The organism is Streptomyces flavochromogenes, assembly GCF_000717595.1.
Classification (GTDB): Bacteria; Actinomycetota; Actinomycetes; order Streptomycetales; family Streptomycetaceae; genus Streptomyces; species Streptomyces flavochromogenes.
The window spans coordinates 64,726-77,035 of the sequence record NZ_JNZO01000034.1 but is presented as its reverse complement, the minus strand read 5'-3'; the positions used below and the strand labels follow the sequence as shown (position 1 = coordinate 77,035).

The 12,310-nt window shown below is 72.7% G+C and carries 11 protein-coding genes and 1 pseudogene; all 12 read left to right on the top strand.

Annotated features, from left to right (window positions below; genetic code table 11):
* A partial coding sequence (locus tag IF00_RS41740; protein WP_037639698.1) for a hypothetical protein occupies nt 1-807 on the top strand: 807 nt, incomplete at its 5' end.
* A 50-nt stretch (nt 808-857) separates the two neighbouring features.
* Complete coding sequence (locus IF00_RS0134055) at nt 858-1,625, top strand: GntR family transcriptional regulator (RefSeq protein WP_030324850.1); 768 nt, start codon at nt 858-860, stop codon at nt 1,623-1,625.
* Nucleotides 1,626-1,781: 156 nt separating this feature from the next.
* Nucleotides 1,782-2,903 carry a TIGR03364 family FAD-dependent oxidoreductase gene (locus IF00_RS0134050; RefSeq protein ID WP_030324849.1) on the top strand — a complete coding sequence of 374 codons (1,122 nt, stop codon included), beginning with the start codon at nt 1,782-1,784 and terminating at the stop codon, nt 2,901-2,903.
* A gap of 5 nt (nt 2,904-2,908) precedes the next feature.
* The gene (locus tag IF00_RS0134045) at nt 2,909-3,607 is read left to right on the top strand and encodes a phosphonatase-like hydrolase (protein ID WP_030324848.1); all 699 of its coding nucleotides are present in this window, start codon (nt 2,909-2,911) and stop codon (nt 3,605-3,607) included.
* Nucleotides 3,604-4,659 carry an ABC transporter ATP-binding protein gene (locus IF00_RS0134040; RefSeq protein WP_030324847.1) on the top strand — a complete coding sequence of 352 codons (1,056 nt, stop codon included), beginning with the start codon at nt 3,604-3,606 and terminating at the stop codon, nt 4,657-4,659. Before IF00_RS0134045 ends, IF00_RS0134040 begins: the two co-directional genes overlap by 4 nt.
* A gap of 97 nt (nt 4,660-4,756) precedes the next feature.
* Nucleotides 4,757-5,572, top strand: coding sequence for a 2-aminoethylphosphonate ABC transporter permease subunit (locus IF00_RS0134035; protein WP_106975925.1), 816 nt, complete (start codon nt 4,757-4,759; stop codon nt 5,570-5,572).
* The gene (locus tag IF00_RS0134030; RefSeq protein WP_030324843.1) at nt 5,559-6,356 is read left to right on the top strand and encodes an ABC transporter permease; all 798 of its coding nucleotides are present in this window, start codon (nt 5,559-5,561) and stop codon (nt 6,354-6,356) included. Before IF00_RS0134035 ends, IF00_RS0134030 begins: the two co-directional genes overlap by 14 nt.
* A gap of 68 nt (nt 6,357-6,424) precedes the next feature.
* The gene (locus IF00_RS0134025; protein WP_030324839.1) at nt 6,425-7,483 is read left to right on the top strand and encodes a 2-aminoethylphosphonate ABC transporter substrate-binding protein; all 1,059 of its coding nucleotides are present in this window, start codon (nt 6,425-6,427) and stop codon (nt 7,481-7,483) included.
* Nucleotides 7,484-7,617: 134 nt separating this feature from the next.
* Nucleotides 7,618-9,154: pseudogene (locus IF00_RS41735) on the top strand (alkaline phosphatase family protein).
* A 79-nt stretch (nt 9,155-9,233) separates the two neighbouring features.
* Nucleotides 9,234-10,013 carry an HAD-IIA family hydrolase gene (locus tag IF00_RS0134015; RefSeq protein ID WP_015033821.1) on the top strand — a complete coding sequence of 260 codons (780 nt, stop codon included), beginning with the start codon at nt 9,234-9,236 and terminating at the stop codon, nt 10,011-10,013.
* Nucleotides 10,014-10,102: 89 nt separating this feature from the next.
* Complete coding sequence (locus IF00_RS0134010; protein ID WP_030324836.1) at nt 10,103-10,777, top strand: PT domain-containing protein; 675 nt, start codon at nt 10,103-10,105, stop codon at nt 10,775-10,777.
* Nucleotides 10,774-11,448, top strand: a complete 675-nt coding sequence (locus tag IF00_RS0134005; protein ID WP_030324834.1) for a class F sortase — start codon at nt 10,774-10,776, stop codon at nt 11,446-11,448. The genes IF00_RS0134010 and IF00_RS0134005 overlap by 4 nt, the downstream gene beginning before the upstream one ends.
* Nucleotides 11,449-12,310: the final 862 nt, after the last annotated feature.

The window sequence follows — 12,310 nt, the reverse complement described above, 5'->3', positions numbered from 1 at the left end:
CCCGATCCCCCCGCCCCCACCTGCGGCACCCCGGCCGGCTCGGCCTTCCCCCTCGACACCCGGATCCACGGCGGCCCGGCGGACTATCCCGCGGGCGGCAGCCTCCGGGAGTGGAAGCTCGATCTCACCAACACCACCGACGCCACCTGCTCGGGCATCCACCCCGTGCTGGTCCTCACCGACGAGCGGGGAGTGCTGCGGCCGGAGCAGATCCGGTTCGAGTTCTACGACGCCGGGGCCGCGCGCTGGCGTCCCGTGACCTTCGTGGCGACCGAACGGGCCGAGAAGGTCGGCGTGTTCACCGGACCCGAAGGCCCCGGGAGCTCCGGCGTCTCCGACGGCCCGGACGGCTTCGGCGGCTTCATGGTGCCCGCGGGCCGGACCCTCGCCATCCCCGTACGGCTCGGCTTCCGCGCGGAGACCGCCCCCGACGAGGTCGTCGTGAACGCCGCGGTCGTCCAGCGCCGGGGCGCCGACGGCGACTGGGTCGGCGAGTCCGGCGACTACCGCCTGACCGTGAGTCCCGCCGCCCCGGACCGCCCCACCGGAACCGACGAGCCCGCACCTGACACATCCGCCACGTCCGGCCCGGTCGCCCCCTCGCGACCCCCCGGGGCCACGCCCCGCCCGCCGAGCTCCACCGCCGAGGACCCGGAGGACCTCGTCCTCGCCGGCCCGGACCGCGAACTCGCCGACACGGGAAGGGATTCGGAGGACCACGCCGAGCTCTTGGTGCCCCTCGCGGCCGCTCTCGTCCTCCTCGGCGCCGTCCTCGTCCGCGCCGCCCGCCGTCGCCGGCACCGGTGAGTCATGCCGCGTACACCTTCCCGTTCATCCCCGTCTGCGACCATCCCCCGGTGAACTACCAGAACACCCCCGGCACCCCGGGCGCCCCCGTGAACTCCGGCATCCCGGAGCACGGCCGCGTGCCCAAGTACTACGCCGTCAAGACCAAACTCTCCCTGATGGTCGACGAGTTGGGGGAGGGCGGCCTGCTGCCCACCGAGCGCGACCTCGCCGTCCGGTACGAGGTGTCCCGCGAGACCGTCCGGCAGGCGCTGCGTGAACTCCTCCTGGAGGGGCGGCTGCGGCGCCAGGGCCGGGGCACGGTCGTCGCGGGCCCCAAGCTCGAACAGCCCCTCTCGCTCGCGAGCTACACGGAGGGCGTCCGCCGGCAGGGCCTCCGCCCCGGCCGCAGCCTCATCTCGCTGGACCGGTTCCCCTGCCCGGAGGCCCTCGCGCCCGAGGTCGGCGCCGAACGGGGCGAGCCCGTCTGGCACATGGAGCGCGTGCTCCTCGCCGACGACGAGCGCGTCGGTCTGGAGAGCACGTACGTCTCCGAGGCCCGCGCCCCGCACCTGGACACCGAGTTCGACCCGGACTCCTCCTTCTACTCCTACCTCCACGACCGCCTCGGCATCGTGTTCGGCGACGCCGACGAGCGCATCGAGACGGTGCTCGCGACCCCCCGCGAAGCCCTCCTCGTCGGTACCCCGCCGGCGCTGCCGATGCTGCTGCTCCACCGTGTCTCCCGGGACACCGCCGGGCAGCCCCTGGAGCGGGTCCGCACCCTCTACCGGGGTGACCGGTTCAGCTTCACCGCCCACCTGGGGCAGCAGGGCTGATCGAGGGGCCGAGCGCCGGCTCACCCGCGGAGAGCCGTCCCGCCTCCACTCGAATCACGAGGAGATAACGGGTCTGGTCCAAGCTTGTCGGCCCGTTCACCGTCCCGTCGCCCGCCGGCCCCGTCAGGGTCACCCGTTCCCAGGACCGTCGACGGCATGAAGGTGATCGTCGTAGGAGCCGGCGTGGTGGGAACCATGCACGCCTGGCACGCAGTGGAACGCGGCCATGAGGTCGTACACATCGAGCGCGAGGCCGAGGCGCGCGGAGCGTCCCTCCGCAACTTCGGCCAGATCTGGGTGAGCGGACGGGCGGGCGGAGAGGAGCTGGACACCGCCCTGCGCGCCCGGGAACTCTGGGAGGGCATCGGCACCCGGGTCCCCGGCCTGGGCTTCCGGGCCATCGGCTCGCTCACCCCCGTCCGGAACGAGCTGGAACTCGCCGTCGCCGAGGCCGCCGTGGCCCGCCCCGACGCCGCCGCCCGCGGCTACAAGCTGCTGACGGCCGACGAGGCCCGCGCGGTCAACCCGGCCCTGCGCGGCGCGTTCGAGGCGGCACTCTGGTGCGAGCGGGACGCGGCCGTCGAGCCCCGCCTCGCTCAGCTCGCCCTCCGCGAGGCCCTCCTCGCCACCGGTAAGTACACCTTCCTGCCGAACCGCGAGGTCCGTGACGTCGTCGGAGAGAACGCCGTCCGCGACGACCGCGGCGAGGTCCACAGCGGCGACGCCGTCGTCCTGTGCACCGGCGCCTGGATCTCCGGCCTCGTCCGCGAGGTCGCCGGCGAGATCCCCGTCCGCCGCGTCCGGCTCCAGATGATGCAGACCGAGCCCCTCGGCGAGGCGCTCACCACCTCCGTCGCCGACGCCGACTCCTTCCGCTACTACCCGGCGTACGCCTCCGAGGCCCTGGACTCCCTCCAGGCCGCGCAGCCGCAGGACCCGACCGCCGCCGCCCACAGGATGCAGCTCCTGATGGTGCAGCGCCTCGACGGCGGACTGACCATCGGCGACACCCACGAGTACGAGCACCCCTTCGCCTTCGACACCCTCGAAGACCCCTACGAGCACCTCACCCGTGTCGTCGAGTCCTTCCTCGGCCGCCCGCTGCCGAAGATCCAGCGGCGCTGGGCCGGGGTGTACGCGCAGTGCGTCGACGCCAGCCGGGTCGTCCACCGCCAGCGGGTCCGCGACGGAGTGTGGCTGGTGACCGGGCCCGGCGGCCGCGGCATGACCTGCTCGCCCGCCATCGCCGAGAAGACCGCCGACGAACTGGGCTGGTGAACCACATGAGCACCCTGAACAACCACAAGCGCAAGCACGACCTCGTCGTCCTCGACATGGCCGGCACCACCGTCGCCGACGGCGGCCTCGTCGAGCAGGCCTTCACCGCCGCCGCCGAGCGCCTCGGCGAAGACCCCGCCACGATGATCGACTACGTCCGCGCCACCATGGGCGAGTCCAAGATCTCCGTCTTCCGCCACCTCTTCGGCGGCGACGAGGGCCGCGCCCAGGAGGCCAACCTCGCCTTCGAGGCGGCCTACGGCGATCTCGTCTCCGGCGGCCGGATCGCCCCGGTACCCGGCGCGGCCGAGGCGATCGCCGCTCTGAAGGCCCAGGGCCGGAGGGTGGTCCTCACCACCGGGTTCGCGCGGGTCACCCAGGACGCCATCCTCGACGCGCTCGGCTGGCAGGACCTGGTCGAGCTGACCCTCTGCCCGGCGGACGCCGGCGGCCGCGGACGCCCGTACCCGGACATGGTCCTCGCGGCCTTCCTCCGTACCGGAGCCGTGGACGACGTCCGACAGCTCGTGGTCGCGGGCGACACCTCGTACGACATGCTCAGCGGGGTCCGCGCCGGCGCCGGGATCGTCGCGGGCGTCCTGACGGGCGCGCACGACGAGACGGCGCTCAGGGAGCACGGCGCCACGCACGTGCTCGCCTCGGTCGCCGGACTTCCCGCGCTGATCGGGGAGTCGGACGCATGACAAGCGGCATCCGCTTCGACGCCGTGTCCGTCGCGTACGGCGGCACCACCGTTCTCGACCGGCTCGACCTGACCGTCGAGCCCGGTGAGGTCATGGCCCTCCTCGGGCCCTCGGGCTCCGGCAAGACCACCGCGCTGCGGGCCGTCGCCGGGTTCGTGCGGCCGGCCTCCGGGCGGGTGCTCATCGGCGACCGTGACGTCACCGGCCTCCCGCCGTACAAGCGGGGAATCGGCATGGTCGTCCAGCAGTACGCCCTCTTCCCGCACCTGCGGGTCGAGGCCAACGTCGCCTTCGGCCTCAAGGCACAGAAGGTCCCCAAGGGCGAGATACCCGGCCGGGTCGCCGAGGCCCTGGGGATGACCGGCATGGCGGCCTACGCCCACCGGTACCCCCGCGAGCTCTCCGGCGGCCAGCAGCAGCGCGTCGCCATCGCCCGCGCGCTCGCCATCCGGCCCAAGGTCCTCCTCCTCGACGAGCCGCTCTCCGCGCTCGACGCGCAGCTGCGCTCCGGAATGCTGGCCGAACTGGCCCGCCTCCACCGCGAGTTGCCCGACGTGTCGATCCTGTACGTCACCCATGACCAGGTCGAGGCACTGACCCTCGCGGACCGGATCGCCGTCATGGACAAGGCCCGGCTCCAGGACTGCGGCACCCCGCAGGACCTGTACCGCAGGCCGCGCACGGAGTTCACGGCCTCGTTCGTCGGCAACGCGAACCTGCTGCCGGTGACGGTGGGCACGGAGGGGGTCGTCTTCGACGGGACGGAGCTGAAGGTCGGCGTCTCCGGCGCGGCTCCCGGGTCGGCGGCCACGCTCTGCTTCCGCCCCCACCTGGTCGGCCTCGGGGAGGGCCCGAACCCGCTCCGGGGACAGATCGTCGAGGTCCAGTGGCGCGGCTCCACGCACCGCCTGTACGTGGACGTGGGCGGCCACCGCGTCAAGGCGGACGTACGGGAGCTGCGGGAGACGCCGTCGCCCGGCACCGAGGTCACCTTGCACTTCGCGCCGGAGGACGCGGTGTTGCTGGGCGCGGGGGTGAACGATGGCCGGTAGGGCTCCAGGTCTCGTCGAGGAGCACCCCGCGCCGGGCGTTGTGCCCCACCCTTCCGCCCCGGGGGCACCTCCCGGACGGAGTCCGGGGGAGGAACGGATGCCCGCGACGCGGCGCACGGTCCCCGTCTGGGTCTGGGCGCTTCCCCCCGTCGCCGTGCTCGCCGTCGTCTTTCTCTATCCGCTCGCGCTCGTCGTCCAGGAGTCTCTCGCCCCCGGTGCGTACGGTGACGTCTTCGCCTCCGCGTCCTTCCGCGAGGCCCTCGTCACCACGGTGTGGCTCGCCGTCGCCTCCACCGCCGGGTGTCTCGTCCTCGGCTTCGTACTCGCGGTCGTGATCGCGTTCGTGCCGTTCCCCGGCGGGAAGGCGGTGTCGAAGTTCATCGACGTCTTCCTCTCCTTCCCGTCCTTCCTGATCACGCTCGCCCTGCTGTTCCTCTACGGCACCGTCGGCATGGCCAACGGCGTCTGGACGGACGTCACCGGGGAGCCCACGGGCCCGTTCCGGTTCCTGACCACCCCGTGGGGCGTCCTCCTCGCCGAGATCACGTACTTCACCCCGTTCGTGATGCGACCGCTGCTCGCCGCCTTCTCGCAGATGGAGACGGCCCAGCTGGAGGTCGCGTCCTCGCTCGGCGCCCGGCCGCTGCGGATCGTCCGGCAGGTGATCCTGCCGGAGGCGCTGCCCGCGCTCGCCACCGGCGGCAGCCTCGTCCTCGTCATGTGCCTGAACGAGTTCGGGATCGTGCTCTTCACCGGCGCCAAGGGCGTCACGACCCTCCCGATGCTCGTCTACAGCAAGGCGATCCTCGAGTCCGACTACGCGGCCGCCTGTGTCGTCGCCGTCGTCAGCATCGCCCTCTCCGTGGGCCTCTACGTCCTCTACCGGGGGGTGAGCCGCCGTGCTGGTGCATAGCCGTACGGGCAGGTGGACGGCCTGGGTCACGTTCGCCGTCCTGTTCGTCCCGCTCTTCGCCCTGCCCCTCCTGGTCATCGTCGCCGCCTCGTTCTCCACGAACTGGTCCGGCGCCTTCCCCTCCGGGCCGACCACCGGCCACTACGCGGCGGCCGTCCGCGGGGAGGCCCTCCAGGCCCTCACCACCAGCCTGGTCACGGCCCTCGTCGCGAGCCTGGTCGCGCTGACCGCCGGTACCTGGGCCGCGCTCGCCGGGGCCGCGCTCGGCAGGAAGGGCAAGAGGGTCCTCGACGCGCTGTTCATGCTGCCGGTCGCCGTACCGTCCGTGGTCGTCGGCCTGGCCGTCCTCGTCGCGTTCTCGCAGCCGCCGGTGCTCCTCAACGGCACACGCTGGATCGTGATCCTCGCGCATACCGTGCTCGTCACGGCGTTCGCCCACCAGTCGGTGTCGGCCGCGATCCAGCGGCTCGACCCGATGTACGAGCAGGCGGCGGCCAGTCTCGGCGCCCGTCCCTCGTACGTCCTGCTCCGGGTGAGGCTGCCGCTCCTGCTGCCGTCCCTGAACGCGGCCGCCGGACTCTGCTTCGCCCTGTCCATGGGCGAGTTGAGCGCCACGATGATGCTCTACCCGCCGGACTGGATGCCGCTCCCGGTGCTCGTCTTCACCGCCACCGACCGCGGTTCCCTCTTCACCGGATCGGCGCTGGCCGTGGTCCTCATGGCAACGACCCTGCTGGCCCTGCTCGCCGTCTCCCGCATCCGTACCAAGGCTTCCTTCCGCTAGAGGCCCGTTCCCCCGAGTCCCTTCCCCCGCGCCCCTTCAGCCAGAGATCCTCAGGAGAAAACGACGTTATGCGCACGTACGCCAAGCCGATCGCCGCCGTCACCGGCTCCCTCGTCCTCGCCGCGGGCCTCACCGCCTGCGGTGGCTCCACCGCCGCCTCCGACGAGAAGATCGTCACCGTCTACAGCGCCGACGGCCTCAAGGGCGAGGCGGGCGACGGCTGGTACGACAAGGTCTTCGCCGACTTCGAGAGGAAGACGGGCATCAAGGTCAAGTACGTCGAGGGCGGCTCCGGGGAGATGGTGCAGCGCGCCCTCCGCGAGAGGAGCAACACCCAGGCCGACGTCCTCGTGACCCTGCCGCCCTTCATCCAGCAGGCCGGCTCCAAGGGCCTGCTCCAGAAGTACACCCCGCAGGGCGCCGACCAGGTCGGCGGCGGAGACAAGGCGAGCGACGGCACCTGGACCTCGGTCGTCAACAACTACTTCGGCTTCATCCACAACAAGAAGGAACTCCCCGCCGCCCCCACGTCCTGGGAGGAGCTGCTCGACGGCCGGTTCAAGAACAGGCTCCAGTACTCCACCCCGGGCGTCGCGGGCGACGGCACCGCCGTCCTCATCAAGGCGATGCACGACTTCGGCGGCCAGGAGCCGGCCATGGAGTACCTGAAGAAGCTCCAGGCCAACAACGTGGGTCCGTCCTCCTCCACCTCCAAGCTCGCCCCCAAGGTGGACAAGGGCGAGCTCCTCGTCGCCAACGGCGACGTGCAGATGAACTTCGCCCAGTCCACGTCCATGCCGAACCTCGGCATCTGGTTCCCGGCCAAGGGCGCGGGCAGGCCCACCACCTTCGCCCTGCCGTACGCGGCCGGTCTGGTGGACAAGGCCCCGCACACCGAGAACGGCAGGAAGCTCCTCGACTTCATGCTGACCGAGGGTGCCCAGCGTGAGGTCAGCGCGGTCGGCGGCGGCTTCCCGGCCCGCAAGGACGTCAAGGCGACCGATGCCAACGCCATCGAACTGGCCAGGCTGATGGAGGGCGTCGAGGTCTTCGAGCCGGACTGGGCCGACATCGACAAGAACCTCAAGACGTACGTCGACGCGTGGAAGTCCGCGACCGGCAGCTAAGAGTTCACCGTACGACCCTGGTAAGCCCCCGTTGATCGCGGAAAGATAACGGGTACGGACCAACGCCCCTGAGGAATCGGGGGCGTTGGCGCATGTCCGTACCCCCATCGACCCCGCTCACGGAGGACTCCGACATGCCGATCACCGGCATCTCCCGACGCACCGTGCTCGCCGCCGCCGGTGCCACCGCGGCCGTCGCCGCCACCGGCCTCGCCACCGCCCCCGCGGCCCTGGCCGCCGCGCCCACGCTCCCCGACGGCACCAGCGAGGACAAGGTGCTCGTCGTCGGCATGGACGGCCTGCGCCACGACCGGATCGACGCCGCCAAGGCCCCGAACCTCAAGTCCCTGATGGCGAACGGCACCTTCGGCCGCTCCCTGCTCTACGCCGACCCGATGGCCGCGACCTCCTCCGGCCCCGGCTGGTCCACCATCTCCACCGGCGTCTGGCCCGACAAGCACGCCGGTGAAGGACAACACCTTCACCGGCAAGAACTACGGCCAGTACCCCGGATTCCTCGCCCGCCTGAACCAGGTCCGCCCCGAGCTCTCGCTCTTCGCCGCCGTCGACTGGCCCGAGCTCGACACCCACGGCACCGTCACCCCCGGCGCCGACGCCAAGCTCGTCTACAACAACGACTACGTCGTCAACGACCTCGTGATCACCGACATCACCGAGGACATCCTGCGCAACCAGAACCCCGACGTCCTCTTCGTCTACTTCGGCGAGACCGACGAGATCGGCCACAACCACGGCGCCGCCAGCCCCAGGTACACCGACGCCATCGACGTCCAGGACGGCTACCTCGGCCGACTGCTCACCGCGATCAAGGCCCGCCCGGCGTACGCCACCGAGCGCTGGACGGTCATCGTCACGACCGACCACGGCCACACCGACGGCGGCGGCCACGGCGGCTCCTCCATCGAGGAACGGCGCACCTTCGTCCTCGCCCAGGGCCCCGGCATCGCCGCCGGCGCCCGCCCCGTCGACACCCGGCTCGTCGACGTCGCCGCCACCGTCTTCCGCCAGCTCGGCATCACCCCCGCCGCGTCCTGGGGCCTCGACGGCAAGCCGATCCAGGAGCGCTCCACCGACCCCTTCGACAGCCTCTACGGGTCGCTGACCGGCCGCGTCGACGAGACCGGCATCCCCGCCGGGATCCTCGGCTTCACCCACACCGCGCCCAGCGGCTGGTCCGTCATCAACAACGCCATGGGCACCGGGGGCATGACCGAGTGGCGCGGCTGGGCCTTCGCCACCGACGAGTTCTGGTCCCGCTCCCAGCGCGACCAGTCCCGCGAGCTGAACGTGCGCGCCCGGGGCGTCTTCGCCGTCGCCGACTCCGACGAGTGGGCCGACAAGGCGTTCTCGGGCACGTACGACTCGACGCTCGTCACCCCGGCGTACGGCGTCTCGGGCGCGACCCGGGTCACCCTGGACTTCACGACCCTCTACCGCCAGGAGGGCGGCCAGACGGCGCAGGTCCAGGCCGTCTTCAACGGCGGCACCCCGATCGTCGTGAAGAACTACACCGCGGACGTGATCTCCCAGCCGCAGTCCCTCGCGGTCGCCGTCCCCGCCGGCGCGTCCAGCGTGAGCTTCCGCTTCCGCTACACCGGTTCCAACAACTGGTACTGGGTGATCGACGGGGTCAAGGTGACGGCTTCCTGATTAGGCTGGGGGCGTCGCCACAGCGCTGTCGCGGCGCCCCCAGCACACCGCACGTATGTACGGCAGGAGTCCCGCACCCATGGCAGAGCGCAAGCCGATCGAATCCTGGCTGACCGACATGGACGGCGTCCTCATCCACGAGGGCGTGCCGATCCCCGGCGCCGACGCGTTCATCAGGAAGCTGCGGGAGACCGGGAAGCCCTTCCTGGTCCTCACCAACAACTCGATCTACACGGCTCGCGACCTGCACGCCCGCCTCGCCCGGATGGGCCTCGAGGTCCCCGTGGAGAACATCTGGACCTCGGCCCTCGCCACCGCCAAGTTCCTCGACGACCAGCGCCCCGGCGGCACGGCGTACGTCATCGGCGAGGCCGGCCTGACCACCGCGCTGCACGACATCGGTTACGTCCTCACCGACCACGACCCGGACTACGTGGTGCTCGGCGAGACCCGTACGTACTCCTTCGAGGCGATGACCAAGGCCGTCCGGCTCATCAACGCCGGCGCCCGCTTCATCTGCACCAACCCCGACGAGACCGGCCCCTCCCTCGAAGGCCCGCTGCCGGCCACCGGCTCCGTCGCCGCGCTCATCACGAAGGCCACCGGCAAGGAGCCGTACTTCGCCGGGAAGCCGAACCCGCTCATGATGCGCACCGGCCTGAACGCCATCGGCGCCCACTCCGAGACGAGCGCCATGATCGGCGACCGGATGGACACCGACATCCTGGCGGGCCTGGAGGCGGGCATGCAGACCTTCCTGGTCCTCACGGGTCTGACGGGCGAGGCCGAGATCGACCGCTTCCCGTTCCGCCCGTCCAAGATCGTCAAGTCGATCGCGGACATCGTCGACCGGGTGTAGCCGCCCGGGGTGCGGCAGCCGTTCGCCGGCGGCCCTGCGGATGCGAAAAGTCCCGATCCGGGTGACCCTGCCAGTATCAGGAGGTCACGATGCGTTCAGGTCCCATTGCTCTCCGTGCCGCAGGGGCGGCCCTGGTTCTCGTACTGGCACCCACGGCCGGTAGCGCGTACGCCCACGACGGGGTGAAGGTCACCGTCACCCCGTCCACCGCCTCGCCCGGCGCCGACGTCGACGTCCGTGTCCAGGGCTGCAAGGGCACGACGGGTGCCGCGAGGTCCTCGGCGTTCGTCGCCGAGGCCGAACTCACCGGCCGGGACGGCGGCGGCGCGCCGCTGTTCGGCGACACCACGATCAAGACCCGGCTCGAGAACGGCACGTACAAGGTCAGCGTGACCTGCGACGGCCACGACCACCCGGACGTCGGCACCGTGCGCGTCGAGCGCCAGAAGCCCACGCACGAGCCCACCCACAAGCCGACGCACAAGCCCACCCACAAGCCCACCCACGAGCCGACCCACGAGCCGACGCACCATGCGAGCCCGGTCGCCCCGGTCCGCGCGGGCGGTGGCGGCACCGCCGCCTTCGCGGCCCCGGCCGCCCCCGGCGTCGCTCAGACCACCAGCGAGAGCGGCCTCGGCACCCCGTACACCCTGCTCGGCCTCGGCCTCGCGGCCGTCGCCGCCGTGGCGGTCGCCTTCCGCAGCTCCCGCCGCCGCGGTGCGGGTTCGGGTGCGGGTTCGGGGTCGGGGGCGGGTACGGAGTGACGCCACCGTCCGGCTCCCGCCCGGCGGGCACCGGGCGACTCGTCACCGGCGTGGCCTGGGCGCTGCTCCTGCTCGGGCTCTGGCTCTGGGGCCGCGAGGTCACCGAGGGCCCCGGAGGCAGCTCCGCGCCGACCACCGGAGACATCGCCGCCGTCGGCCGGCCGCTCGGTGCCGCCCTGCCCCCGGCGAGGGACCCGCTCGCACCCGTCGCGCCCCGGCAGGTCGAGATCCCGTCCCTCGGCATCGCCGCGCCCGTCGTGGCACGCGGCCTGGACAGCACGGGGGCGATCGATCCGCCGCCGTACGAGATGCCGCACACGGTCGGCTGGTTCGGCTCCGGCACCCGGCCGGGCGCCGCGGGCCCGGCCCTCCTCGTCGGCCACGTCGACACCGAGACCCGGCCGGCGGTCTTCTACGGCCTGAGCGCGGCCCGCCCCGGCGCGAAGGTCCGCATCACCCGAACGGACGGATCGGTCGCCGAGTTCACGGTGGACGACGTCCAGGTCTACCCGCGGGAACACTTCGACGCGAGCAAGGTCTACGGGGCGCGGGATCCCCACCGTGCGGAACTCCGCCTGATCACGTGCGGCGGAACGTTCGACCGGGGGGCGAACGCGTACACGGCGAACGTGGTGGTCTCGGCCTACCTGACAGCAGCAACGAGCCCCTGAGCCCGCACGTCTTCCGGGCGTGGGCGACGCCCGCGCCTGGCGCGGCCCCCTCGTCGGGCCTCCGGCCCCCGGAGACGCCCACCACTCCGGGCCAACGCCGACCCACCCCGGGCCGACGGCCACCCCGCTGGTGTGGCGCCCACCTACTCGGGCCGAGGGCCACCGCCCCGAGCCGACGCCGCCCCGCCCCGAGCCGACGGCCGCCCGGCCGGGGCGGCGCCCACCCTGCTGGTGCGGTGCCCACCCGCCCGGGCCGACGGCCACCCGCCAAGGGCGGTGCGCCCCCGCCCGCTGAGACGCCCATCCGCCCGGGCCGACGGCCACCCGCCCTGGGGCGGCGCCCCCGCCACCCCGTTGTGGGCATCTGTTCCGCTGGGGCGGAACGGGTGGGCGCAACGGAACGGCGCCCTTTGCCGGGCCTAGGCTTCCGCGCCTGAACCCGCACCCCGGGTGCGGTGCACAGTCGGGTGCGGGTCCAAGCGCAACGGGCGGAGGCGCCGCCAGGCGCGCCGTCCCGTGTGCCCACCCGTCCCGCCCCGGCGGGACGATTGCCCACACGGGCGGGGGTGGGTGCGGCGCGGGCGCCGTCCACACGGCGGTGGATGGCGGGCGCGGTGTGCGTGCCCGCGCGGCTGGGGGGTGTGGTGGTGGGCGCAGCCCGCGCGGAGGTGGCGGAGGTAGCCGGGCAGGCGGCGCGGGCAGCCCGCGCCGCAGGGGCAGGCTGCACCGTGGGTGGCGGGCGCGGTGGCCCGTGCAGGGGGTGCGGGTGGGGGGACCTGGCTCCGGTCGGCGGCGCGCGTCCCGCAGCCGCCGCCGGCCGGGCCGGTCCTCCACCGCAGGGCTCACGGACGCGGGAGGGGCC